Origin of the sequence: Chryseobacterium indologenes, from assembly GCF_018362995.1 — a bacterium.
In the GTDB taxonomy this organism is placed as follows: domain Bacteria; phylum Bacteroidota; class Bacteroidia; order Flavobacteriales; family Weeksellaceae; genus Chryseobacterium; species Chryseobacterium indologenes_G.
In genome coordinates this window covers 4,976,922-5,001,534 of sequence record NZ_CP074372.1, presented here as the reverse complement: position 1 = coordinate 5,001,534, position 24,613 = coordinate 4,976,922, and the positions used below count along the sequence as shown (strand labels likewise).

Here is a 24,613-nt window from a genome sequence, read left to right as displayed (position 1 = left end):
TCTATTTTTAAGATCAATGTTCCGGATTTTTGATCACCGAAACTTATAACAAAATTAAACTAATTTTCATTTTTTTACCCTATTTTTGCATTGTTTTGAAACTTACATTCAATAAAATCATTACATTTCCGCTGGTAATTTTGATAAAATTTTACCAATGGTTCATCTCGCCCTTACTTCCCAAAAACTGCCGTTACGAACCTACCTGTTCTCATTATATGATTGAGTCTCTTCGGGTTCATGGGATTTTTAAAGGATTCTGGCTGGGATTTAAAAGAATTTTGAGATGCCATCCGTGGGGAGGCAGCGGTTATGATCCCGTTCCACCCAAACATAAATGTCAATAATCAAACTATTAAATCAATAGAAAATGAATACTATTTTTTTCAGAATTTATCTTGTGCTGTTTGCGTTCACCACGCAGCTTTTTTTTGCGCAGGAATACCCTGGAGGTTTATCTGACGGAACTTTAGATATCAACGGAAGCAATGTTCCGGTAAAAATCTATTCTACCACAGAAATGGGAGACCTTACCGCTTTTCCGGACAGAGAATCAGATAAGAGCCAGTCTTTTGTTGTGATCCTTAACGGGTCCAGCCTTGAGCCTTCTTATTATAATTATGCAGCTTCAGCATTGGCAAGATTCAAAGATGCCAACTATCAGTTTCTTGATAAAAACTTTAAGCTGATCAGTACCGCTGCTACCCAGGAAAATGTTACAAAGTTTAAATATGCGGTAAAAACAGCAAAACCTATTACAGATTCTGATACCATAGAACTAAAAATTCCATTCAAAATATGGGATCCATCGAAAGGAATTCATATCGGATCATTTACCCTTCACTTTTATAGTTTGATGTTTGTATTTGCATTTGGTTTCGGATATGTTTTAATGACGAGAATTTTTAAGATTGACAATATTAACCAAAGATACCTTGAACCTCTTTTCACATGGACTTTACTTGGAACAATCCTTGGGGCAAGATTAGGACATGTTATTTTCTATCAACCGGAATTGTTTAAAGAGGATTTCTGGAGTGTATTTTTACCCATAAGTACAAAAAATGGTTTAAAATTCACAGGATTTTCAGGATTGGCAAGTCACGGCGCTACTATCGCTTTGATCTTCACAACGCTGTATTATTCATTTAAAATCATCAGAAAAAATCCGTTCTGGGTATATGACAGATTAGGTATTGTAGTAGCTTTAGGAGGAGCATTTGTAAGAATGGGAAACTTTTTCAATTCTGAAATCGTTGGTAAACCTGCTGATCCCAACTCTCCGTTTGCCTTACTTTTCCCACAGCAAAGCAGTGAATATGGTCTTACCGTACCTCGTTATCCAAGCCAGTTATTTGAAGCTGTAGGGTATGTTCTTCTATTCATTTTATTATGGATACTTTACAGAAAAACAGATAAAAAATATCAGCAGGGATGGTTATTCGGACTGTTCTTTATTATTCTCTGGGCTATCAGATTCTTTGTTGAGTTCCTTAAAGAGCCGCAAGGTGACGAATTCATCCAGATCGGAGGTCTGAATACAGGTCAGGTACTTTCTATTCCCTTTATGATTGCAGGAGTTGTTATCATGATCGTTTCTAAGAAATTTAAGATTACTCCGGAAGAAAATGAAAAACCTGAATACATAGAAAAAGGTAAGAATACTACTGGAGTTTAAAGGACTCCGGTTTTAAGATAAAAAGGCAAATTTGTAGCGCTACAAATTTGCCTTTTTGTTTTTAAGTCTATTTAAAAAGCCGTTCAGTTCATTTCCTATTACAAACTTCTGGCAACTTTCCTGTTCAGCTCCTCAAAAACGCTTCCAAATTCACCAATAACATCCGTGGGAAGCATAGATTCTTTTGAATGTCTTTCTGAAGCAAGATCAGCCGATCTTCCGTGAAGCCATATTCCCAGAATACAGGTTTCCTCCTCAGAATAGCCCTGTGCTAAAAGTGAAGTCAGAATTCCGGTAAGGATATCCCCACTGCCTCCTTTCGCAAGACCCGCATTTCCCGTTATATTGTAAAACACATTTCCCTCCGGAGTAATAACTTGTGTATGATGATCTTTCAATACGATATAAATATGATACTCTTTTGCCTTCTCTCTGGCTAGTTCAAGTCTTTTAAAAGAATTTTCTGTACTTCCGAAAAGCCTTTCAAACTCTTTTGGATGAGGCGTAATAATTGATTTTTTGGGGATTAATTTCAGATTTCCTGATTTTTTAGAAATAATATTCAATGCATCGGCATCCAGAATCAACGGGCTGGAATAGTTTTTCAGAAAGCTCAGAAAACTTTTCTCAGTATCCGGATGATTTCCCAGTCCAGGTCCTATGCCATAGATAAGGTCTTTGTCTATCTCAAATTTTGTTATAAACTGTTCCCCTCCTTCTATAAACATAGCCTCAGGACAAGAGGTCTGGAGTATCTCATATCCACATTCCGGTGCCAGCGTAAAGGTGAGTCCAGCTCCGGTTTTTAAGGCAGATTGTGTAGCCAGAACGGCAGCTCCTATTTTCCCATAGCTTCCTCCTATGATTGCAGCTTTACCATAGCTTCCTTTATGAGAAAATTCCTGTCTGGGCCTGAATATAGATTCTATCAACGGATCATCAATGATAAAGTATTCTGCATCCGTTGTATCAGCATAGGTTTTGTTTAAATCAATATCCAGTACTTCTACTTTACCGGTATATTTTCCGGTTTCGGGGTGAAGGAAAGTTCTTTTCCAGCCTTGAAAAGTCAGTGTGTAATCAGATTTCAGAATAACGGGACCATTATCAAAAATTTCATCTGAAGATAATCCGGAAGGCACATCAATGGATATCTTAATATTCTTTTTAGAGTTCAGTTGCTCTACAAGTCCTTTCAACTCCCCTTCCAACGATCTGGATAAACCTGTTCCGAAAAGAGCATCAATAATAATTGTTTTATCATCAAAATTATAGTGTTCGCTCTGATCAAATTTTCTGACTGAAATTCCTGATAAATCGCGGAGCCTTTTCAGGTTGACCAAAGCATCTTCTGAAAATTTCCGTTTGGAATCTCCTACAAATACATCGACATCAAAACCTTTGAGGTACAGTATTCTTGCTACCGCCAATCCATCTCCTCCATTGTTTCCGTTGCCACAGAATACGGCCAGCTTTTTATGATTTTTACAATGTTCCGAAATCCAGTGGGCTGCTGCCATTGAAGCTCTTTCCATCAACTGGATGGATGAAACCGGTTCATGGGAAATTGTAAAATGATCCCAGCTGCGAATCTGTTCTGCGGTAAAAATCTTCATAGGTGAAACAAACTTTTAAGCAAATTACAAAAGATTTTTCATTATGGTATCACGTCAATAATAAAAATAAGGAGACCTCATGAATGAAATAAAGTATCTGTATAAAGCTAAAATATTCATTAAATCCAATTCTATGAATTCATCATAAAACTCAATGTTTTGGGAATAAAAAACTATAAAAAGTAGTGTTTTTTACATTTTTTAATTATATTTTTGTGTATATACTAATTAAAAAAATATAAATTATGGGATTTGTAAAAGAATTTAAAGAGTTTGCCTTTAAGGGGAATGTTCTCGATCTTGCTGTCGGTGTGATCATTGGTGCAGCATTTGGTAAAATTGTTTCGTCTTTGGTAGAAGATGTAATCACTCCTCTGATACTGAATCCGGCATTAAAAGCAGCCGGCGCAGAAAATATTGCAAAACTTACATGGAACGGGGTTGCGTATGGAAATTTCCTTTCAGCAGTAATCAGCTTCCTTTGTATTGCCATGGTTCTTTTCTGGATCATCAAACTAGCCAATAAAGTCAACAAAAAAGATGCTCCGGCTCCTGCAGGACCTACAGAGGATCAAAAACTACTGACAGAGATCAGAGATTTGTTGAAAAGCAAAAATATATAATCTGACAAAAATTCAAAATAAAAAAGCACCTCAACTTGAGGTGCTTTTGTTGTATAATATCATTCAATTATTGAATCTGTAAAATACTTGAAATCTGCTCAGCCAAAGAAAGCCCAATTCTGTCCTGTGCTTCAAGAGTAGAAGCTCCCGTGTGAGGGGTAAGAGAGATTTTAGAATGATTAAGAATTTCCTTAGAAGGTGTTGGTTCATTAATGAAAACATCCAATCCGGCAAATCTTACTTTTCCGGAATCTAAGGCCTGAATTAAAGCTGCTTCATCAATAACTCCTCCTCTGGAACAGTTCACAACAGCTACTCCGTCTTTCATGATTTCAAATTCATTCTGACCAATCATATAGCCATCCTTTTGAGCCGGAACATGCAGCGTAATAAAGTCTGAATGCTTTAAAACCTCCTGCAATGGCTCAGTTTCGATATCAACATTGATAAACTGGTTGTTATAAAACTTTACTTTGATACTCGCTTTTCCTACATTATTATCAGCAGCAACCACTCTCATCCCAAGTCCTAAAGCAATTCTTGCCACTTCCTGCCCGATTCTTCCCATTCCCACGATACCAATCGTCTTTCCTCTCAGTTCAATACCGGCAGCATAAGCTTTTTTAAGACCTGAAAATTCAGTATCTCCTACCAAAGGCATTTTTCTGTTAGAATCCTGAAGAAATCTTGCTCCGGAAAATAAATGAGCAAAAACAAGCTCAGCTACCGATTCCGAAGAAGCAGAAGGAGTATTGATCACGTGGATTCCTTTTTCTCTTGCATAGTCTACATCAATATTATCCATACCTACTCCACCTCTTCCAATAATGTCGATAGATGGGCATCCGTCAATAATATCTTTTCTTACCTGCGTAGCACTTCTCACCAATAGAGTACGGATTTTGTGCTCGTTAATATAATCTACCAAAAACTCCTGTGGAACTTTTGTAGTAATCACTTCAAAGCCTTTTTCTGTCAATGCATCTATTCCGGATTGATCCAGGCCGTCGTTTGCTAAAACTTTCATAAAATATCGAGTATATTAAAAAATGAAAGATTTAAAAATTAAAGGAACCGGGTTCGCATTTAATCTTTAAATCTTTGAATTATATTTTTATTCGCCGTCTTCTTTGAATACTTCAATGGTCACTTGTTTTTCTACCAAATCCGTAAATCTTCCTTTGTATCTTGTAGCTCTTACCAGGTGATTGTCTATCCAGTGATAATTTCCTCCTCTTGGTTTTCCGCAAAGTACGCTGTGGTATTTGAAACCATGCTTATCCAGCCAGTCAATAGTGATTTGTTTCAGATTTTCGGTTCTTGAAGTAAAAAAGCAGATCTGGTGCCCTTCATCATACCATCTGTTGACAGTTTCCAGTGCATCAGGATAAGGTTCGCAGGTAACCATTCTTTCCGGTTCTTCGTTTGGAACGTCATCTGTAATGGTTCCGTCGATATCTATTAAGTAATTTTTTACGCCATCCTTTAGAATAGGACTAATGTGTTCAATGTATTCTAATTCCATTACTAAATATTAAGTAACAAAGTTAGCGTTTTTACAACTATCAGGCACGTTAATCTTAGTTTAAGTTAAAAATATACTACAAAAAGTAGTATTTGAAGAATAATATCAATATTTTATCAACCATTTCATCTCAAATAGTTAAAATTTTTCGTTTTGATATTTCTTTTTATGATTAATATATAAGAATAGCCAAAAAGCAAAAGTAAATTTGCAAATTTATAAAAAAGCATTCTCTACTTTCTCAGGATTACTACAAAAAGCATGATGTTTATCTAAAAATTTCCAAAATACATTTATTACTCTTACATTTGTAGGAATGGAAGAATTTGTCGTTTTAGTAAATCCTGAAGATGAGGTTTTAGGGCTGATGGAAAAACAGCAGGCTCACGTCAATGGCCTGTTGCACCGTGCTTTTTCTGTATTTCTGTTCAACAGTAAAGGAGAAATGCTTCTTCAGAAAAGGGCTTCAGGAAAATACCATTCTCCCAATCAATGGACCAATGCGGTGTGCTCACATCCAAGAGATAGGGAAACTTATAAGGAAGGGGCCCTGCGCAGACTAAAGGAAGAGCTTGGAATAGAGACAGAACTTTCAGAAAAATTCAATTTTATTTATAAAGCAGATGTTGGCAGCGGCCTTTGGGAGCACGAGCTGGATCACGTATTTGTGGGAAACTATGAAGCTGATTTCAATCTGAATAAAGAAGAAGTGGAAGATGTCAGATTCATTTCCCCTGAAAATCTCGATAAAGAAATCTCTGAACATCCTGAAAACTTTACAGAATGGTTCAAAATTATCCTCGAAGAATATAAACACCATTTTTAAATGATGAAGAAAATATTGTTTTTTTCTGCAATCTTAACGGGAAGTCTGTTTTTTGCCCAAAAAGCAAAAGTATATGAAAGTCCCAACTACTCTATTAATGTTCCGGACGGCTGGAAATCTACAAATGACAGCGAGATCATCAATATTTTTCCTACCAGCCAGATAGGAGCCATTACAATTTCGGAATATCATGATCTGACACTTCCTAAAGAAGAAGTAAAAAAATTCATCCTGGCACTTTATCAGTCACAGGATCAGGAGAATAAAGTGAAAGATAAAAAGGGACAGAAAGGATACACAGAATATGTGTATGAACACTTTGATGAAAAAGAGAAGCTGTTCTGGATAACCAAAGTTTTTCAAAAAGACAAAAACTTATATTTAGTTTCCATCAACTGTGGCCAGAAATTCTGGAACGGAAACTATATGACCCAATTCAATGAGACTTTTAACAGTTTTAAAATAAAGAAATAAAAATTAAATATGAAGAAAACAGCCTTGTACGACAAACATGTTTCTTTGGGAGCTAAGATCGTACCTTTCGCAGGTTTTGAAATGCCTGTTCAATATTCAGGGGTTACAGAAGAGCACTTTGCAGTAAGAGAAAAAGCAGGATTATTTGATGTTTCCCACATGGGACAGTTTTTCATCGAAGGGCCGGGTTCAAAAGACCTTTTACAGTATGTAACTACCAATAATGTAGATGCTCTTGAAAACGGAAAAGCTCAATATTCTTGTCTTCCCAACGAAAACGGCGGAATTGTAGATGACCTTATCGTTTACAAAATGGAAGATGACAAATATTTCGTGGTTGTGAACGCTTCCAACATTGATAAAGACTGGAATCATATTTCAAAATACAATACTTTCGGGGCTAAAATGACCAATGCTTCTGATGAGATGTCATTATTGGCAGTTCAGGGGCCTAAAGCTACTGAAATCCTTCAAAAACTTACAGAAGTAAATCTTTCAGAAATTCCTTACTACCACTTTACAGTAGGAACTGTTGCAGGAGAAAATAATGTGATCATTTCAAACACAGGATACACAGGAAGCGGTGGTTTTGAGATTTATTTCAACAATGCAAGTGCTGAAAAACTTTGGGACGCTGTGATGGAAGCTGGTAAAGAAGAAGGAATTATTCCTTGCGGATTGGCTGCCAGAGATACTTTAAGATTAGAAAAAGGATTCTGTCTGTACGGAAATGATATCGATGATACGACTTCGCCTATCGAAGCTGGTTTAGGATGGATTACTAAGTTTGATAAAGATTTTGTTTCTAAAGATGTTTTCGCAAAACAAAAAGAGGAAGGAGTTACAAGAAAACTAGTTGGTTTCGAACTTACAGACAAAGGAGTTCCAAGACATGATTATCCTGTAGTAGATGCTGAAGGAAATGTAATCGGGAAAGTAACTTCCGGAACACAGTCTCCAATGAAGAAAATCGGATTGGGTCTTGCATATGTAGACAAGCCTCATTTCAAATTAGGATCTGAGATCTTTATTCAGGTAAGAAACAAAAACATTCCTGCAAAAGTGGTAAAAGCTCCTTTTGTATAATTGTTCAAAAGATATAAAAAGAGGCTGTAATTTAGATTACAGCCTCTTTTTGTTTAGTAGCAGATACAGCAAATTGAACGGTCTGCATTACAGGCGTCTCCTATTCCAGGTCGGGTAGAAATCACTCCTCCGGCAGGCCCGCATAAAATACTGCAAGGAGGAATGAAAGCAATTCCTCCACTCATCTCTTTTAACTCTGATCTGCTCAGTTTCTTTGTTTTTGAAAAGTTTGTTTTCATATTGTAAATTTTTGGCGATTATAAATATAGTCATAAATAGTATTAAAAATCAAACACTTACAATACACATATAAAATATCCGGCTCAATAATGAATTATTATTGAGCCGGATACATCAACTATTTAAAGTCTTATTTATTCGCTTACCCCAAAGAATTTCTGAAGTTCTTCAACATTCTTCTTATCATTTCCAACAAAGATCTCTTTGTCTGTAATAAAAACAGGTCTTTTCAAAAAGGTATAATGATCCAGCAGCAACTCTTTAAAATCTTTCTCAGTCAATGATTTTACATCCAAACCTCTCAATTTGATCTGAGTAGATTTTCTGCTGAACAATGCTTCGTATGATTTTGTTTTTTTATGCATTTCTGCCAATTCTTCTTTCGTGATCGGCTCTTTTTTGATTTCTCGAAGTTCCCAGTCTGTAAGATCGAATTGGGCTAAAATTTTTCTGCAGGTATCACATGTGTTGAGATAAAATACTTTCTTCATTACGGTTTCTAAGTCTGTTATGGGTTAAAATTCTCTTTCATTGAAAGTTTCGTCTTCCAAAAGTAGGATTTAATCTAAAACTTTGGAAATTATTAAATAACTTTATTCAAATTTTATAAAGATGCAGAACAAGCCTATTACTTTTCAGTTTATTTCGGAGCCTTCAGATGTGAATTACGGAGGAAATGTACATGGAGGAAGTGTTATGAAATGGATTGACCAGGCCGGTTATGCATGTGCGACAACCTGGAGTGGTAATTATTCCGTCACCGTATATGTAGGCGGAATCCGTTTTTATGACCCTATTAAAATTGGTGAAGTGGTAAAAGTGGATGCGCAGGTGATCTACACCGGAACCTCAAGCATGCATATCGCCATCAATGTTTTTTCAAGAAACCTGAAGCAGCCGAATTTTGAGAAAAAAACACACTGTATCATCGTTTTTGTTGCCGTAGATGAAAATGGGAAAAAACTTCCGGTACCGAAATGGATTCCGGAAACAGAGGAAGAAAAACAACAGGAAATCTATGCTAAACGTCTGATGGAGCTGAGAACGCAGATTGAGGATGAGATGAAACCGTTTTTATAGAGACGAGATGCGGGGTGCGCGGGTTTAAAGTTTAGAGTTTAAGGTTGTGGGCAACTAACAACCAGCAACTATTTACACAACTAACCACATTATATGAAAAGTACTTTTACCTTAATGACATTGCTGATGATAGCGTTGGTCCAGTCGCAGATGCATCGGTTTATTTATGAACTGCAATATAAGATGGATTCTACAGAAACTACTTATGAGAAGTTAAATATGATACTGGACATTACCCCAAAAGAGGTGAAGTTTTACGGAAAAAATCTTATGACGACAGATTCTTTAAATAAAAAATTCGGGATGAATAGCAGTCATACGGATATGTCCGGACAGGTGGTGAAACGAAAGATTAATTCTTTTGAGAACGAAAATTTCATCAACATCAAAAATGGATACTATTCTTTTAAAACTACAGATAAAATAAACTGGACAATTTCGAGTGAAACCAAAAAAGCAGACAGCTATACCTTGCAAAAAGCTACAACCCAATTCGGAGGTAGAAACTGGACAGCCTGGTTCTGTAAAGATATTCCGTTCAATGAAGGTCCTTTTAAATTACGCGGGCTTCCGGGTTTAATATTTGAACTATCTGACACAAAGAAAAATTTCATTTATCATCTTATCAAAAGTCAGGAACTGCCGGAAGTATACCCGACTGATGACTTTCTTGAATCCAATTTCGGTAACAAAGCTATTCCCATCAATGAAAAGCAGAAGCATAAGCTGATCATGGAGTTTTACAATGATCCTTTTGCGTTTGAAAGAAATAACTTCAGTAAATCCAACAACGACCTGAAAATAAATATCAACGGAAAAGAGATTCGCAACGTAGATGAGCTAAACACTCAGACCAAAAACATGCAGGAAGTGATAAGAAAATACAACAACCCGCTCGAAATCGATAAGGCTATACATTATCCAATCTATTAAAACTCTGATTTATTTAAGTTTGGGCTAAAGCCGGTGCAAAGTGTTAAATTGATGTGGGCGGGCTAAAGCCCACCTCTATTGAATTTTAACGACAAGATCTTTTATCTTTTATCTTTTATCTTTTATCTTTTATCTTTTATCTTTTATCTTTTATCTTTTATCTTTTATCTTTTATCTTTTATCTTTTTACCATAATTCATATATTTGTACCCTCAAAGGAAATGGTGTTCTTCCTTACCCAACCGCTTTACAAAAGCTGATGACGCCTGATTAAAAGATTATTAACAAATAACTAATCAGGATTATTATGTCAAAAAGTCAAAGAACACTTGGTAAAAAAGCAATTTTTCACACCCATTTTTTCTTCAGAAAATTTCCGGCTCTGCCTTATATTTTAAAATGGTTATGTATTAGCATCATTATCAGTGCATTGGTGGGAACCGCTTCTGCAGGATTTCTGCAATCATTGGAATGGGCAACAGATTTCAGGGAAAACCATCTTTGGCTGATAGCTTTGCTTCCGGTAGCAGGATTTCTGATAGGACTTCTTTATTATTATTTTGGAAAAGATGTTGAGGCTGGAAACAACTTGTTGATTGACACCATTCATGAGCCCAAAGGAATTATTCCGTTTAAAATGGCTCCTTTTGTGTATCTGGGTACAATGATAACTCATTTCTTCGGAGGATCTGCAGGGCGTGAAGGAACAGCTCTTCAGATGGCAGGAGCTATAGCAGATCAGCTTACCAGACCTTTCAAACTTGACAGAAATGAAAGGAAAATATTGATTATTTCGGCCATTGCTGCCGGATTTGGTTCTGTTTTCGGGACTCCTTTGGCTGGAGCTGTTTTTGGACTTGAGGTTTTTCTGATCGGAAGAATACGGTATAATGCGATATTCCCTGCTTTTGCTTCAGCTATTCTGGCGGACTGGGCCACAAATCTATGGAATGTAAAACATACCCATTATCATATTGACTTTATTCCTAAGCTGGAGTTTTTACCCATTCTATACAGTATTCTGGCAGGAATAATCTTCGGGGTCTGTGCTGCTGCTTTCAGTAAGATTATTCATTGGGCAGGCTCTGTTTTCAAATCAAAAATTAAATATCCGCCTCTTCGTCCTGTAGTCGGTGGAGTTATTATTGCCATGGCAGTTTTTGCGATGGGTACTACCCGATATATCGGATTAGGTGTTCCTGTGATTGTGGAATCTTTTGAGAAACAGCTTCCTTTGTATGATTTTGCGTTAAAAATGATTTTTACTATTGTTACACTTTCAGCAGGATTCAAAGGTGGAGAAGTTACCCCGTTGTTCTTTATCGGAGCTACTTTAGGTAGTGCTTTGTCTCTCTTTATTCCTTTGCCATTCGGATTATTGGCAGGAATGGGATTTGTAGCAGTATTTGCCGGAGCAACCAATACTCCTCTAGCCTGTATGCTGATGGGAATTGAATTATTCGGAGCAGAATGTGGAGTTTATGTCGCTATTGCCTGTGTAGCATCTTATCTTCTTTCAGGACACAACAGTATTTATACCCAACAGAAAATCGGAGAATCGAAAAACAGAAGATTTGAAGATCAGCAGGATCGTTCAATCTCGGATTTTTTATAAATTGTTTTTGGTTGCCCATTACTAGTTACCCAAAACGTTAAACGTTAAACTTTAAACTCGAACCCCCGAAACCCGCATCCCGTACCCTCTCGCCACTTCCAACAATAATTCGTAATTTTACCCCATGTTCGATTACAGATTAAAAGTTTTCCATACGGTAGCTTCCCGATTAAGTTTCACTAAGGCTTCAGAAGAGCTTCATATTTCACAACCCGCTGTCACTAAACACATTAAAGAGATTGAAACTCAGATAGGCGCCAAGCTGTTTGACCGTAAAGGAACTTCTATCCAGCTGACTCAAAGCGGAAAGATTCTGTATGAGCATGCAGAAAAGATCAGAAATATCTACCGCGACATGGAATTTGAGATAAGCCAGATCAATCAGCAGCATAAGGGAAAACTGATTATCGGGGCGAGTACAACCGTTGCGCAGTATATTTTACCTGAAATTTTAGCGAAATTTAATACATATTATAAAGATATTAAGATTGAGCTTCTTACTGGAAATACGGAAGCTATTTCTGCCCTTTTAAAAGAAGAAAAAATTGATCTGGGAATCATTGAAGGGGAATCACAGTCTTCTTATTTTGAATATAAGACTTTTAAACCTGATGAAATTGTTCTGGCAGCGAAATCAGATCACCCACTTGCTCATAAAACCTTAAACTTAAAAGATCTCTATCATCTGGATCTGATCTTCAGAGAACAGGGTTCGGGGACTCTTGAGTTTATACAAAACAGGCTTAAAGAAAAAGAAATCAATATCCATGAACTGAATATCATCATGCAGCTGGGAAGCAGTGAAAGTATCAAGAACTATCTTCTCCACTCGGAATGTATGGCATTTCTTTCGATCAGCACCATCCTGAATGAACTGAAAAACAACGTCCTGACCGTCATTGATATTAAAAACTTCAGCATTGAAAGAGACTTCCATTTTATTCTGCCTAAAGGAGAGCAATCTGAACTGATTAAGCTTTTTCTGAGGTTTGCAGAATGACAGGCAATAAGCAATAAGCAATAAGCAATAAGCAATAAGCAAAGATATAACTTTTAGTTATCCAATATAACAAAATACAATTTATTTCGTAATACTATTTTCCGGAATTTTGATGCAAATTTAAAAGTTCGCATTATGAAAGATTTCATTCAGAATGAAATGACCCGAAAAGTATTTTTTATTGTATTGGCAGTTCTGTGCCTTACCCCTCTTGTATCTTCACCAATTGCCCTTGTTTTAGGTTTTGGCCTGGCTGTTTTTATCGAAAATCCTTTTGAGAAACATCTTCATCATTATATTCATTTACTTTTGCAGATCTCAATTGTGGGCCTTGGATTCGGGATGAAACTGGATGAAGCTTTACACGCCGGAAAAACAGGCTTGATGTTAACGGTTGTGAGTATTGTTACAGTAATGGTATTAGGCTATTTTCTGGGCAAAATATTTAAGCTGGAAAGACCTCTTTCTTACCTTATTTCTGCAGGAACAGCTATTTGTGGAGGGAGTGCTATTGCCGCAGTATCTCCGATTATTAAACCTAGCACCAAACAGATTTCTCTTGCCTTAGCGATTGTTTTTACCCTAAATTCTATTGCTTTGTTTGTCTATCCTGCCATAGGACATCTGCTGAATCTTTCACAGGAACAGTTTGGGCTTTGGTGTGCAGTGGGAATTCATGACACAAGCTCTGTTGTAGGTGCAGCCAGCAAGTATGGCGATGAAGCCCTGAAAATAGCAACGACTGTTAAATTAGCACGTGCCCTTTGGATCATTCCGATTTCCCTGATTACAATGTTCATTTTTAAAAGTAAGGGTTCAAAAATAAAAATTCCGTGGTTCATCGGTTATTTTATTGTAGCCATTCTTTTGAATACGTATTTCCCGTTTCTTGACCGCTTCAGTACTTCTATAACTGTTTTAGCAAAATCCGGCCTGAATCTGACCTTGTTTTTCATTGGTTCTACCCTTTCTCTTCAAACGCTGAAATCAATAGGATTAAAACCTTTACTCACCGCTGTACTTCTGTGGATTACCATAAGTGTGGGCAGCCTTCTGTATATTATCCATTAAAATGAGCAGAACCCTTTTGATATCAAAAGGGTTCTGCATATTAAATGTGGAAATGTTTATTTCGTATTGAAATAATTTTCTTTAGATTGCGGCTTCACCACAAGTATAGACCTGTGGACAAGCTATATATTGTACACAATACCAAGGTCCTGTTACAGAGCCAGAGCAGCTACATCCGCAAAGAGATAAATCCGGATTTCCGCTTACTCCTCCTACGATATTCTTAAGGTCTTGTTTTCTTAATTTTTTAGCGTTTTTCATAATGTTCATGAGATTTAGTTTGATTAAACAATATAGTTTTAGTTACCTTCCAAAGTTAAACAAATATTAATTATACGCAACAATAATCAGAACAAAATTAATAAATTATTGATTTTAAACCAATTATTATATTAAAAACAAGGAATAGCACAGGCTTATTTATTAAACAGTTCAGATTATTCTGTAAATTCAAGGTCTCTGTCATGAGTTTCGGAAATGGTAAGTGAGGAATAAAATGCAAGTCCAAATACTACCACTCCTACTATAGCAGCACTTTCCACAACGGGGAAATGTCCTTTCAGAGAATCAAAAGCAAATATCATCACTGGTACAAGTCCTCTTACCATATTGGGAACCGTTGTTGTTGCCGTATTTCTGATATTGGTTCCAAACTGTTCCGCCGCCAAGGTCACAAACATAGCCCAATAACCTGTCCCGAAGCCCAACCATACACAAAACAGATAATATTTTGTTTCCGTGTTGGTATTCCCAAATAACATGATGGCTACTCCAATCAGGGTAAAGATCAGCATGTAAAAAATGGCCATTTTACGGGATTTTAAAGCATGAGAAATAAAACCACTCAACAGGTCACCGACAGAGATCCCCACATAAGCCCACATAATTGCTTTTCCAGGGTTAATCTCTTTTATCCCTAATTCAGGGGCAAACTGATTGGCTAAAACGGCAAGAATCCCTATACAGTACCATGTAGGTAATCCTACGGCAATACATTTTAAGTATCTTATCAATCTGTCTTTATTGGTAAAAAAGGATAGAAAATTACCTTTTGAAACGTTTTTATGCTCAATATTCTTATAAATTCCGGATTCGGATACACTTATTCTCAGTACCAGCAGCATAATTCCCATAATCCCGCCAATGATATAAGAGATATTCCACCCACCGGCCAGTTCTACCGTAAGCTGAGCCACTACAGCTCCCATTAATCCAAAACCAGCCACCACTGAGGTTCCGATTGCTCTCAGACTCTTCGGCAGACTTTCAGAAACCAGCGTAATTCCCGCTCCAAGCTCTCCGGCGAGGCCAATACCTGCGATAAACCTCAAACCGGCATATTGGCACACCAAATGTTCTTTTGGAAAGTAAGGAAGAAACCCGCAGGCAATATTAGCCAGAGAATACACTAAAATAGATCCGAAGAGTACGGAAAGCCTTCCTTTTTTATCTCCGAAAATCCCCCAGAAAACGCCTCCGATAAGAAGCCCCACCATCTGACAGTTCAGAATAAAGGTTCCGTCAGCATCCGGATTGAGTCCCAGCGCTTTTAAACTTGGTATTCTGACGATCCCGAATAAAAGAAGGTCATAAATATCTACAAAATAGCCTAAGGCGGAAATAATAACGGGAATTGAAAAAATGTACTTCAGTTTTGAAGACATGGACAGTTCTTGCATTTTTAAGTTTTGATAAAAATAAAAAACCTTTCAATTTCTTGAAAGGTTTTTATTAAATATCTTTTTCTGATTATTATCTGGCAATATTCACAGCTCTCGTTTCTCTGATTACTGTTACTTTTACCTGTCCCGGATAAGTCAGTTCATTCTGAATTTTCTCAGAGATATCGTAAGAAAGTTGAGAAGCTACTTCATCGTTCACTTTTCCGCTCTCTACCATTACTCTCAGTTCTCTACCAGCCTGGATTGCATAAGCGCTGGATACTCCGTCGAAGCTTAGTGCTGCAGATTCAAGGTCTTTCAATCTCTGGATATACGATTCCAATACCTGTCTTCTAGCTCCCGGTCTTGCTCCTGAAATTGCATCGGCAACCTGAATGATCGGAGATAGTAATGACTTCATTTCAATCTCGTCGTGGTGAGCTCCGATAGCGTTCACTACTTCAGGGTTTTCACCATATTTCTCAGCCCACTGCATTCCTAAAAGTGCGTGTGGTAATTCTGATTCCTGCTCTGGAACTTTACCGATATCGTGTAAAAGACCTGCTCTTTTGGCTAATTTTACGTTTAATCCTAATTCAGCAGCCATAGTTGCAGCAATGTTAGCCACTTCTCTTGAGTGCTGTAGTAAGTTTTGTCCGTAAGAAGAACGGTATTTCATTCTACCTACGATTTTAATCAATTCAGGGTGTAATCCGTGGATTCCTAAATCAATGATCGTTCTCTTACCTACTTCAATGATTTCCTCTTCAATTTGTTTTCTGGTTTTTTCAACGACTTCTTCAATTCTTGCCGGGTGAATTCTACCATCAGTAACCAATCTGTGAAGGGATAGTCTTGCAATCTCTCTTCTCACAGGGTCAAAGCATGAAAGAAGAATAGCTTCCGGAGTATCATCAACGATGATTTCAACTCCTGTTACAGCTTCTAGAGCACGGATATTTCTACCTTCTCTACCGATAATTCTACCTTTTACTTCATCAGACTCGATGTTGAAAACGGATACTGAATTTTCAATAGCCTGCTCAGTTCCAATTCTCTGAATAGTCTGAATAACGATTTTTCTTGCTTCGTTTTTCGCATTCAGCTGAGCTTCTTCCATGATGCTCTGAACATGTGCCTGTGCTCTTGTTTTTGCCTCAGCTCTCATGGTTTCTACCAATTCTGCTTTAGCTTCCTCTGCAGTATAATTAGAGATTTTTTCAAGTATTTCTACTTTCTTGGCAGTAGCTATATCTAATTCCTGCTGTTTTCTTTCAAGGATTTCGTTCTTCTTAGCATAATCTGCAATCTGCTTGTCCAAATCTTTTTCAAGTTTTCCGGTCTTGCTAAGTTCATCATTCAGCTTATGCTCTTTGTCTTTCGTTCTCTTTTCAACTTCCTGCATTTTCTTTTCACGGGACTGAATGTCTGCATCATGCTGAGATTTCAGTTCCAGGAATTTTTCTTTTGCCTGAAGGTTTTTTTCTTTCTTTATGGATTCAGCTTGTACGGTAGCTTTTTCTATAAGGTTTTCGGCATTTTTTGTTGCATCATCTATGATAAATTTTGCCTTAGTATTCAATGAGCTTTTAGAGAAAAACATCCCTATGATTGCCCCAATAACTAAGCAAATAACGCCGGCTATAATGGCTGTTGTCATAATATATATTGAGTTTTAATTGTCTTCATATCCAAATAAAAAAGCCTACAATAATCCAGAGATTGAGAGTAAACTCCTAATCAACACGATTTGAACTGATTTCCATTGTCTGTAATCCGGAAATCCGGCACGCCATTCGATGGACATTTGTTCGGTAATTGTTTAGCGTTGAGTTTACCTTTAATGTGTTAGAATTATTGTAGGCAGTAATTTTTCAGGAAAAAAAATCTATTTCCCGATTTCATTCAACGACTGATTAATCTGAACTAATCTCTCGTTGGTAGAATTAATATTTTTTTCGTAGTTAAGAGAAACTACTTCTGCATTGGTTCCCAGTTTAAGGGCACACATAGCCAGAGCATCCTGTTTATCTCTTACATCGAAGTTCTGTTCAAAATCTTTAATCATATTCTCGATCTGCTTCCCTACTTTACGCAAAGTTTCTTCCTCTGCTGCCGGTACGTTCAGCGGATACACTCTTCCTGCAATGTTGACGGTTATTCTCCTTATCTCCATTATAATCCACTGTTTTGAAGCTGAGCAATACAGAAATCAATTTCTTTCACCAATCTGTTGATATGGTTTTTCATTAATCTATTGTGTTCAGGATTTCCTGATATTGCTGAATAAAGTTTTATATTTTTTTGTTCTTCTGCTAATACCTGATTCTTTCTTCTCTCCTCATCATACTTCTTCTTCAACTCTTCATGCTCAATACTTAATTCTTTTAAATTTTCCGTAAGATTTTTATAGTTCTTTTGCAGAGTCGAAATCTTTCTCTCTAATTCTGAAAAATTGTTTTCTAAATCTTGAAGCATTTCAGGTTTGTATATTCTAACTAAAAGCAAAAATAAAAAAATAATAACACTAACAAAAATAAAACACTCTATATTTTGATATAACAACAAAAAAGGAGGTGCTAATGCACCTCCGGTCTATTTTTCAATGAAATATTTTTTATTCAAATTTCAGAACAAACATTACAGCTCTTGTCTGTAATGTAGAAATCGCAGAAGCCCAGTAAGGAGGTGTAGTAGCGTTATCAGCCACTTTCTCATTGTTCATGAAGAATGTTCCTCTTACAGCAGGAGTCAGTTTAAATTTGTTGAAATAAAACTGGATCCCCATTTCTGCAGACCATGCAAAGTTGTGAGTCGTTGATCTGTAGATTCCCTGCATGTTATCATCTGTGGAAGTTGAGTTAGACTGAAGGTTTACAACATAGTTTACCCCAGCAGCAATGTAAGGTCTTGAATTGTACCATCTTTGTCCGTGAAGTTCCAGCATTACAGGAACGTCAATTAATGTAGATTTAATTTCTCTTACTTTATCCTTTTCCTGTAAAGGGAATGGCATAAAAGGAGGATTGGTCAAAGAACCGCCTGCATAAATGTCATTGGATTGAGTATTAAAAGTCAACTGTCTTTGTGCAAACTGTAAACCTGGTTCTATCCTTACATCAAGATAATCATTCAGTCTCCATTTTGCAATAAGCCCGGCACCGAAGCTATAACTTTCCTTGGAGGTAACAAGGTTTTCATTATCATTCATCCCATATTTCGGATGCAAAACAATGCGGTAATCCAGTCTGTTCCCGTTCAAATAAAACCCCCAACTGAATTTCTGCTCGTCGAAATCTTCCAACTTATCCATTCTGTTTCGGGTTCTGAATTGCGCGTTTGCAAAAACGGCAACATTTACTGAGGTTAAAACCAGTGCTTTTAATAGAAATTTATTCATAGGTTACTTTGTTGCTTTATAAATTGTGGCTATACCTAAACTTAATTTTTTATATTCAACTTTCTTAAATCCCGTATCTAAAAGAATTTGCTTCATCTTCTCCCCGAAAGGAAAAGCATTTACAGAATCCGGAAGGTATGTATACGCCCTATTATCCTTAGAAACCAATCTGCCGATGGCAGGCAATATATTTTTGAAATAAAACATATAAAATGGCCCCATGAAACCCTCAACCTTTGAAAACTCCAGTATATAAACACTTTTGTTATCTTTAACTACTCTTCTTAACTCTGCTAAACCTTTGGGAAGGTTTTCAAAATTCCTTACTCCAAATGCAACGGAAACAGCATCAAATCTATTGTCCTCGAAAGGTAAATTTTCTGCATCCCCTTTTTGCATGGAAATTTTGCCGTCTAATTTAAGTTTTTTTATTTTAATAACGCCAACATTCAGCATTTGTTGTGATAAATCTAATCCAACTACTTTAGAACCGGTTCCTTTTTCAATAGTAATTGCCAGATCTCCCGTTCCTGTAGCCACATCCAGCACTTCCTGCGGATTATCATTTTTCATCCATCTTACCAGTTTATTTCTCCACAAAACATCAATTTTCATGGATAAAACATGGTTCAGAAGGTCATACTTCGGTGCAATATTGTCGAACATATCCTCTACCTGGCTTTTTTTCGTAGCCTCTGAATTGTAGGGAGTAACTTTGGTGATATCTTTTGTCAAAACTTAAAACTTGTAATATTCTTTATAATAATTTAGGTAATCCTGCTTTCTGAAGATTTTAGATCGGGATTCCACTTTCTGGATATTCTTGATCACTTTGTCATAATCTTCATCCACATTGTAATAAAAATCTTCTGTGTAAAGCTTATTGAAGCGTCTGGCTCCTCCGTAATAATCCTTTCCGTCAATGACCGTTTTATCAAGGTTGGCCAGCAACGAATCTTTTTTAAGATTGTATCCGTAATACTGATCATTCACATAGTAATCCTGATGGGTAATATTAATCAGACCACGAAGCTTATTCACTTCAAATGCCGAATCATACAGCATTTTTTTGTTCTGATCAAAAACCTGAATAGAGTTTTTCCCTTTATTCAAATCCACATGCACATACTGCCCGGCAGAGATGATTCCTTCAGATCCGTTATTGATCTTAAAGTAATACGTATTCGGGGTAGGATTATCTACAACATAATAATTCTTCTTGGCTAAAAAAAGGAAGTAGATCCCAAAGGCAACGATAAACGCCACAGCTGCAATAAGTAAGCCTTTTAAGGACGAGTTGTTTTTCATAGATTGTAAAGTACAATTTTTGCAAATTTAATAATATTTTTAATTCTCCGTTATTAATATTAATTATTAACTTTGCATCTTTAAAAAAATCATATAAACGAATGCCGAATACGATCATTATTGGCTCTGGATGTTATATTCCGAACAGAGTTATTGGTAGAGATTACTTCATGAATTCCGAGTTCTACACTGAAGACGGAGTAAAGATTGAAAAGCCTGTGGAAGAGACCATTGCGAAATTTGTAGAGATTACAGAAATCGAAAACAGGAGATTCATTGAGGATGATCTTTCCAACTCACAAATCGGTTATGAAGCTGCAAAAACTGCCCTTGAGGATGCAAAAGTAGACGGCGAGGAATTGGATTATATCATCTATGCAAGCAATTTCGGAGAAGTTACCGAAAACGGATATGCTGATTTTATGCCTACAATGGCAGCAAGAGTGAAGAATAAACTGGGGATCAAAAACAGAAAATGCGTAACGTATGATATGCTTTTCGGATGTCCGGGATGGGTAGAAGCAATGATTTTGGCTGATAACCTTATTAAAGCTAAAGTAGCAAAAACAATTCTTGTAATAGGAGGTGAAACACTAAGCCGTGTAACAGATCCGCATGACAGAAACAGAATGATCTTTGCTGACGGTGCCGGAGCAGTTGTGGTAAAAGCTACTGACGATGAAAATGTAGGAATCATCGCTCACAATACAATCTGTGACAATGGTCCGGAATTGAATTATCTTGAAAACGCCCCTTCTATCAATAAAGAAGTAGACCAAAAACGTCTTTATGTAAGAATGCTGGGAAGAAAAATATACGAATACGCGCTTAAAAACGTACCCGTAGCCATTAAAGACACCATTACTGATGCAGGTCTTTCTATTGAAGATATAGATAAAATCTTAATTCACCAGGCAAACGCTAAAATGGATTACGCGATGATTGAAAGACTTCACAAGCTTTATGACATTAAAGAATATGATCACTCGATCTCGCCTATGACGATTCAGGATCTTGGAAATACTTCTGTAGCAACAATTCCTACCATGTATGATTTAATAATTAAAGGAAAAATGGAGGGTCAAACGTTTAAAGAAAAAGGGAACGTTGTGATGACTTCGGTAGGTGCCGGAATGAACATCAATGCGCTCGTTTACAGATTTCCTTAAAATATTTAATAAACAAAAAAATATAAAAGCACAGGGAAGTTATTCTTTGTGCTTTTTTTGATCAGAACATGCAAAAAAATTTTTTAATCATCGCTGGAATCTTCCTGTTTTTGGAAGTTTATATTTATCAGGCTATCAGAACACTTACTGATAATTCATGGATAAAAATCGGATATTGGGTACTCTCTTTAGCCGTGTATGGAATTTTCGCTTATGAAGTCACCCATTTCCAAAGATCAGACAGAAGTACGGTAAGGGCTCAGATTATGATCTCTCTATTTTTGATTTTCATTCTTCCAAAAATTTTTGTCGTTCTGTTTTTATTAATTGACGATATCTTCAGAACCGGAGGATACCTGATCGGCTTTGCCAAGTCTTCAGAAAACTTCTTCCCGGAAAGAAGGAAATTCCTGAGCATCGTAGGCTTAGGAATGGGAGGTATTCTTTCTGCTCTTTTCATAGATGGGATTACTTTTGGTAAATACCGACACACCGTAAGAAGGGTAAGGGTAAAATTCAACAATCTTCCGAAAAGCTTCAAAGGATATAAAATCGTCCAGATTTCTGATGTTCACAGCGGAAGCTTCTCTGACCCCAGCAAATTACAACATGCTATAGATCTGATTAATGAGCAAAAACCTGACCTGGTATTATTTACCGGAGATATGGTCAATAACGTTGCAGATGAGTTCAAGCCTTTCATTCTGTTGTTTTCAAAAATCCAGGCCAAAGACGGTAAGTTTGCAGTATTAGGAAACCATGATTACGGCGATTACGTATCCTGGGAATCACCTGCTGCCAAAAAAGAAAACCTTGACACCCTGATTAGTTATGAAAAGCAGGCTGGTTTTGATATGTTGAGAAACGAACATAGAGTCATCGAAAGAAACGGAGAACAACTTTACATTCTAGGAGTTGAAAACTGGGGATTAAAACCATTCCCTCAATTTGGAAAAATAGATGATGCTTTAAAAAACGTACCGGAATCTGCCACAAAGATCCTGATGAGCCACGACCCTACCCATTTTGATTATGTGGTAAAAAAACACCCTGCAAATATCCACCTGACACTTTCAGGGCATACGCATGGGATGCAGTTTGGACTGGATCTTAAAAATATAAAATGGTCACCGGTACAATACAAATACCCAAAATGGGCTGATTTATATGAAAGCGAAGGAAAGCTACTGTATGTAAACAGAGGATTCGGAGTATTGGGCTATCCGGGAAGAGTTGGAGTATTACCGGAGATTACGCTTTTTGAGCTGAGTTAGAGATGCGGGGTTCGGGATGCGAGTTATTAGTTGCTGGTTACAAACAACCTTAAACTTTAAACCTTGAACCTTGAATTCTCCCTAATTCCTGCAACCTACTACCTGCAACCTAAAAAATATAATCTTTCATACGGGAAGTAGCCATTTCCCTGTCATTGAGAAAAGTAAGGAGGGCATCTAGTTTGTCCTCCATTTTTTTGCCCGAAAATAAGCTTCTGTAAAATGGAATATCAAAACGGTATTTCTTAAAATCTGTAAACTGCCATGTGTTCAGGTAGATCAATACAAATTCTTCATTCTGCAAAGTTTCCAGCACCATATTCTGGTAATATTTCATCGGCAGGATCTGGAACACGAAATCATTATAGGGAAGCTGACTGTAAGGGGAGATACTTTCAGGGACAATACTCAGTCCGTCTTCTTCTGTAATTTCCGTATCTCTTTTGAGTCTTTTGAAAGGGAAAAGAATATTGGCATTATCGATATTGGAAACGTAATTAAATTCCATCAGCTTCAAAATTTCCTGTGAAACTTTTACATCTTTCTGACGGATTCCCCTGATCTGTTTTTCCAGAAGATCCTGAATATTCTTTTTGGCATTTTCAATTTCTTCAGGATTGGAGTCTTTATTATAAAAAGCAATTTCATGCCCTTTGGATGAAATTGCTTTTATTAAATTTTGAAGCTTTTCGACAAGAGAAATCTCTACGAAAAAACTTGATTTGATATCATGAATATCTAAAATTCTAAGAATTGCTCTGGTATTATTTTCTATAATTTTCAAACGCTCATCATCAGTAATTTGAGAGCCGTTTTTTACTTCAGCTTCAATACAGGTGATGTTAAAAGTCAATAATACCATTTAAATTAAAGTTTATATAAATTCTGTAAAATATTAAAAATCAGATGTTAAAAAGATTATTAATTAAAGCATTACTTTACATTATTAATCCTTGCTTAATTTTACCTTTAGATTCTTGATCATGTCCTTCGTCATTTCAGAAATTCCGAAATCATAAGTCAGACCCCAGTCTTTTTTAGCTACTGAATCATCAATAGAAGCCGGCCATGAATCTGCAATTGCCTGTCTGAAATCCGGGTTATAATCAATAGCAAAATCCGGAATTTCTTTCTTGATTTCTGCTGCCAGTTCTTTTGGAGTAAATGACATTCCTCCTAAATTATAAGAAGAGCGAACGGATAAACTTTCTTTCGGAGCGTCCATTAATTTCAAGGTTGCATTGATGGCATCATCCATGTACAACATCGGCATTCCTGTATCTTCGGAAATGAAACTTGTATATTTTCCATCTTCAATGGCCTTATAGAAAATCTCAACCGCATAGTCAGTAGTTCCACCTCCTGCCGGAGTTTTCCATGAGATCAATCCAGGATATCTGATACTTCTTACATCTACACCATATTTATCGAAATAGTACTCACACCACTTCTCCCCTGCCATTTTGGAGATCCCATAAACGGTTGTCGGATTCAGCACTACATCCTGTCCCACATCATGCTTTGGAATTCCTTTTCCAAATACAGCGATAGAACTTGGCCAGAAGATCTTTTTAAGAAGCCCTTCTTTCGCCATTTCACAAAAATGAAGTAGTGGCTCAAGATTCAGTTTCCAGGCGAAAACAGGCTGCTTTTCCGAAGTCCCGGATAAAAGTGACGCTAAGTGATACACTGTAGTAATCTCGTAATCATGAATCACCTGTCTTACCAATTGTGTATTGGTAACATCCATTCTTTCATAGTGTCCGGCAGAAGTAATTCCTTCCTGCCATCTGTCCAATCCTGAAGCAACAACATTCTCCGCTCCGTGGATTTCAACAAGTCTGTTCGTAAGTTCGGTACCAATTTGACCCAAGGCACCTGTAATCAGTATTCTTTCCGTATAGGATTCCATTTTTCAGATTTTTTTAGAATTGTACAAAAGTAAAAAAAACATGCCAACCATAATAAAAAAGGTGTATTTAAAATAGTATCGCGAAAATGCTCTGTATTTTCAATTAGATAATTTCAATGAAA

28 protein-coding genes and 1 riboswitch are annotated in these 24,613 nt (G+C 36.8%); of the genes, 13 read left to right on the top strand and 15 right to left on the bottom strand.

Going from position 1 to position 24,613, the window contains the following annotated elements; genetic code table 11:
* The first annotated feature begins 95 nt into the window (after positions 1 to 95).
* A complete protein-coding gene (gene yidD, locus DYR29_RS22710; protein WP_047423501.1) occupies positions 96 to 347 on the top strand; it encodes a membrane protein insertion efficiency factor YidD in 252 nt (83 codons plus the stop codon).
* Positions 348 to 856: 509 nt separating this feature from the next.
* Complete coding sequence (gene lgt / locus DYR29_RS22895) at positions 857 to 1,678, top strand: prolipoprotein diacylglyceryl transferase (protein ID WP_249413689.1); 822 nt, start codon at positions 857 to 859, stop codon at positions 1,676 to 1,678.
* A 98-nt stretch (positions 1,679 to 1,776) separates the two neighbouring features.
* Here the strand turns inward: lgt and DYR29_RS22700 are convergent, their stop codons facing one another.
* On the bottom strand, positions 1,777 to 3,294 hold the full coding sequence (locus DYR29_RS22700) for an NAD(P)H-hydrate dehydratase (protein WP_213278650.1): 1,518 nt from the start codon (positions 3,292 to 3,294) through the stop codon (positions 1,777 to 1,779).
* A gap of 245 nt (positions 3,295 to 3,539) precedes the next feature.
* On the opposite strand from DYR29_RS22700, the gene mscL reads away from it, so the two are divergent.
* Positions 3,540 to 3,917, top strand: a complete 378-nt coding sequence (mscL, locus tag DYR29_RS22695; protein WP_047432100.1) for a large conductance mechanosensitive channel protein MscL — start codon at positions 3,540 to 3,542, stop codon at positions 3,915 to 3,917.
* 67 nt (positions 3,918 to 3,984) lie between these two features.
* On the opposite strand, the gene DYR29_RS22690 is transcribed toward mscL, so the two are convergent.
* A complete protein-coding gene (locus tag DYR29_RS22690) occupies positions 3,985 to 4,944 on the bottom strand; it encodes a D-2-hydroxyacid dehydrogenase (RefSeq protein ID WP_142716250.1) in 960 nt (319 codons plus the stop codon).
* Positions 4,945 to 5,031: 87 nt separating this feature from the next.
* Positions 5,032 to 5,442, bottom strand: coding sequence for an LNS2 domain-containing protein (locus DYR29_RS22685; protein ID WP_047376850.1), 411 nt, complete (start codon positions 5,440 to 5,442; stop codon positions 5,032 to 5,034).
* Between the two features lie 316 nt (positions 5,443 to 5,758).
* On the opposite strand from DYR29_RS22685, the gene idi reads away from it, so the two are divergent.
* Genes idi through gcvT form a run of 3 tightly spaced genes read left to right on the top strand, consistent with a single transcriptional unit; the run spans position 5,759 to position 7,828 of the window.
* Positions 5,759 to 6,268 (top strand): isopentenyl-diphosphate Delta-isomerase, encoded by a 510-nt coding sequence (gene idi, locus DYR29_RS22680; protein WP_213278649.1) that lies wholly within the window; start codon positions 5,759 to 5,761, stop codon positions 6,266 to 6,268.
* On the top strand, positions 6,269 to 6,742 hold the full coding sequence (locus DYR29_RS22675) for a hypothetical protein (protein WP_213278648.1): 474 nt from the start codon (positions 6,269 to 6,271) through the stop codon (positions 6,740 to 6,742).
* Positions 6,743 to 6,751: 9 nt separating this feature from the next.
* Positions 6,752 to 7,828 (top strand): glycine cleavage system aminomethyltransferase GcvT, encoded by a 1,077-nt coding sequence (gcvT, locus tag DYR29_RS22670; protein WP_213278647.1) that lies wholly within the window; start codon positions 6,752 to 6,754, stop codon positions 7,826 to 7,828.
* 53 nt (positions 7,829 to 7,881) lie between these two features.
* Here gcvT and DYR29_RS22665 read toward each other — a convergent pair whose 3' ends face one another.
* The gene (locus DYR29_RS22665) at positions 7,882 to 8,067 is read right to left on the bottom strand and encodes a hypothetical protein (protein WP_213278646.1); all 186 of its coding nucleotides are present in this window, start codon (positions 8,065 to 8,067) and stop codon (positions 7,882 to 7,884) included.
* 135 nt (positions 8,068 to 8,202) lie between these two features.
* Positions 8,203 to 8,559, bottom strand: coding sequence for an arsenate reductase family protein (locus DYR29_RS22660; RefSeq protein ID WP_213278645.1), 357 nt, complete (start codon positions 8,557 to 8,559; stop codon positions 8,203 to 8,205).
* A 121-nt stretch (positions 8,560 to 8,680) separates the two neighbouring features.
* Here DYR29_RS22660 and DYR29_RS22655 point away from each other — a divergent pair, with 121 nt between their 5' ends.
* The 5 genes from DYR29_RS22655 to DYR29_RS22635 all read left to right on the top strand — a co-directional run bounded on the left by DYR29_RS22655 (position 8,681) and on the right by DYR29_RS22635 (position 13,767).
* A complete protein-coding gene (locus DYR29_RS22655) occupies positions 8,681 to 9,148 on the top strand; it encodes an acyl-CoA thioesterase (RefSeq protein ID WP_047432118.1) in 468 nt (155 codons plus the stop codon).
* 93 nt (positions 9,149 to 9,241) lie between these two features.
* Positions 9,242 to 10,081 (top strand): GLPGLI family protein, encoded by an 840-nt coding sequence (locus DYR29_RS22650; protein ID WP_213278644.1) that lies wholly within the window; start codon positions 9,242 to 9,244, stop codon positions 10,079 to 10,081.
* 208 nt (positions 10,082 to 10,289) lie between these two features.
* Positions 10,290 to 10,357: riboswitch (Fluoride riboswitch) on the top strand.
* 31 nt (positions 10,358 to 10,388) lie between these two features.
* A complete protein-coding gene (locus tag DYR29_RS22645; RefSeq protein WP_213278643.1) occupies positions 10,389 to 11,696 on the top strand; it encodes a voltage-gated chloride channel family protein in 1,308 nt (435 codons plus the stop codon).
* Between the two features lie 124 nt (positions 11,697 to 11,820).
* Positions 11,821 to 12,696 carry a LysR family transcriptional regulator gene (locus DYR29_RS22640; protein WP_213278642.1) on the top strand — a complete coding sequence of 292 codons (876 nt, stop codon included), beginning with the start codon at positions 11,821 to 11,823 and terminating at the stop codon, positions 12,694 to 12,696.
* A 135-nt stretch (positions 12,697 to 12,831) separates the two neighbouring features.
* Positions 12,832 to 13,767 carry a YeiH family protein gene (locus DYR29_RS22635; protein WP_213278641.1) on the top strand — a complete coding sequence of 312 codons (936 nt, stop codon included), beginning with the start codon at positions 12,832 to 12,834 and terminating at the stop codon, positions 13,765 to 13,767.
* Positions 13,768 to 13,848: 81 nt separating this feature from the next.
* On the opposite strand, the gene DYR29_RS22630 is transcribed toward DYR29_RS22635, so the two are convergent.
* The 8 genes from DYR29_RS22630 to DYR29_RS22595 form a co-directional block, all read right to left on the bottom strand.
* Complete coding sequence (locus DYR29_RS22630) at positions 13,849 to 14,028, bottom strand: hypothetical protein (protein ID WP_249413567.1); 180 nt, start codon at positions 14,026 to 14,028, stop codon at positions 13,849 to 13,851.
* A 176-nt stretch (positions 14,029 to 14,204) separates the two neighbouring features.
* Positions 14,205 to 15,446, bottom strand: a complete 1,242-nt coding sequence (locus DYR29_RS22625; RefSeq protein WP_213278640.1) for an MFS transporter — start codon at positions 15,444 to 15,446, stop codon at positions 14,205 to 14,207.
* Positions 15,447 to 15,519: 73 nt separating this feature from the next.
* Positions 15,520 to 17,088, bottom strand: a complete 1,569-nt coding sequence (gene rny, locus DYR29_RS22620) for a ribonuclease Y (RefSeq protein ID WP_047423520.1) — start codon at positions 17,086 to 17,088, stop codon at positions 15,520 to 15,522.
* A gap of 228 nt (positions 17,089 to 17,316) precedes the next feature.
* Entirely contained in the window at positions 17,317 to 17,604 is a 288-nt protein-coding gene (locus DYR29_RS22615) for a cell division protein ZapA (RefSeq protein WP_047423522.1), read from the bottom strand.
* The gene (locus DYR29_RS22610) at positions 17,604 to 17,906 is read right to left on the bottom strand and encodes a hypothetical protein (RefSeq protein WP_041461837.1); all 303 of its coding nucleotides are present in this window, start codon (positions 17,904 to 17,906) and stop codon (positions 17,604 to 17,606) included. Before DYR29_RS22610 ends, DYR29_RS22615 begins: the two co-directional genes overlap by 1 nt.
* 139 nt (positions 17,907 to 18,045) lie before the next feature.
* Positions 18,046 to 18,828, bottom strand: coding sequence for a porin family protein (locus tag DYR29_RS22605; RefSeq protein ID WP_047423525.1), 783 nt, complete (start codon positions 18,826 to 18,828; stop codon positions 18,046 to 18,048).
* Between the two features lie 3 nt (positions 18,829 to 18,831).
* Positions 18,832 to 19,563, bottom strand: a complete 732-nt coding sequence (ubiE, locus tag DYR29_RS22600) for a bifunctional demethylmenaquinone methyltransferase/2-methoxy-6-polyprenyl-1,4-benzoquinol methylase UbiE (RefSeq protein ID WP_047423526.1) — start codon at positions 19,561 to 19,563, stop codon at positions 18,832 to 18,834.
* Positions 19,564 to 19,566: 3 nt separating this feature from the next.
* The gene (locus DYR29_RS22595; RefSeq protein WP_034695976.1) at positions 19,567 to 20,136 is read right to left on the bottom strand and encodes a hypothetical protein; all 570 of its coding nucleotides are present in this window, start codon (positions 20,134 to 20,136) and stop codon (positions 19,567 to 19,569) included.
* Positions 20,137 to 20,237: 101 nt separating this feature from the next.
* On the opposite strand from DYR29_RS22595, the gene DYR29_RS22590 reads away from it, so the two are divergent.
* Together DYR29_RS22590 and DYR29_RS22585 are read left to right on the top strand one after the other, a co-directional pair.
* Positions 20,238 to 21,305, top strand: a complete 1,068-nt coding sequence (locus DYR29_RS22590; protein WP_213278639.1) for a 3-oxoacyl-ACP synthase III family protein — start codon at positions 20,238 to 20,240, stop codon at positions 21,303 to 21,305.
* Between the two features lie 68 nt (positions 21,306 to 21,373).
* The gene (locus DYR29_RS22585; RefSeq protein WP_213278638.1) at positions 21,374 to 22,579 is read left to right on the top strand and encodes a metallophosphoesterase; all 1,206 of its coding nucleotides are present in this window, start codon (positions 21,374 to 21,376) and stop codon (positions 22,577 to 22,579) included.
* Between the two features lie 109 nt (positions 22,580 to 22,688).
* Here DYR29_RS22585 and DYR29_RS22580 read toward each other — a convergent pair whose 3' ends face one another.
* Together DYR29_RS22580 and DYR29_RS22575 are read right to left on the bottom strand one after the other, a co-directional pair.
* Positions 22,689 to 23,441, bottom strand: coding sequence for a polysaccharide deacetylase family protein (locus tag DYR29_RS22580; RefSeq protein ID WP_213278637.1), 753 nt, complete (start codon positions 23,439 to 23,441; stop codon positions 22,689 to 22,691).
* Between the two features lie 84 nt (positions 23,442 to 23,525).
* The gene (locus tag DYR29_RS22575; RefSeq protein WP_213278636.1) at positions 23,526 to 24,491 is read right to left on the bottom strand and encodes an NAD-dependent epimerase/dehydratase family protein; all 966 of its coding nucleotides are present in this window, start codon (positions 24,489 to 24,491) and stop codon (positions 23,526 to 23,528) included.
* Positions 24,492 to 24,613: the final 122 nt, after the last annotated feature.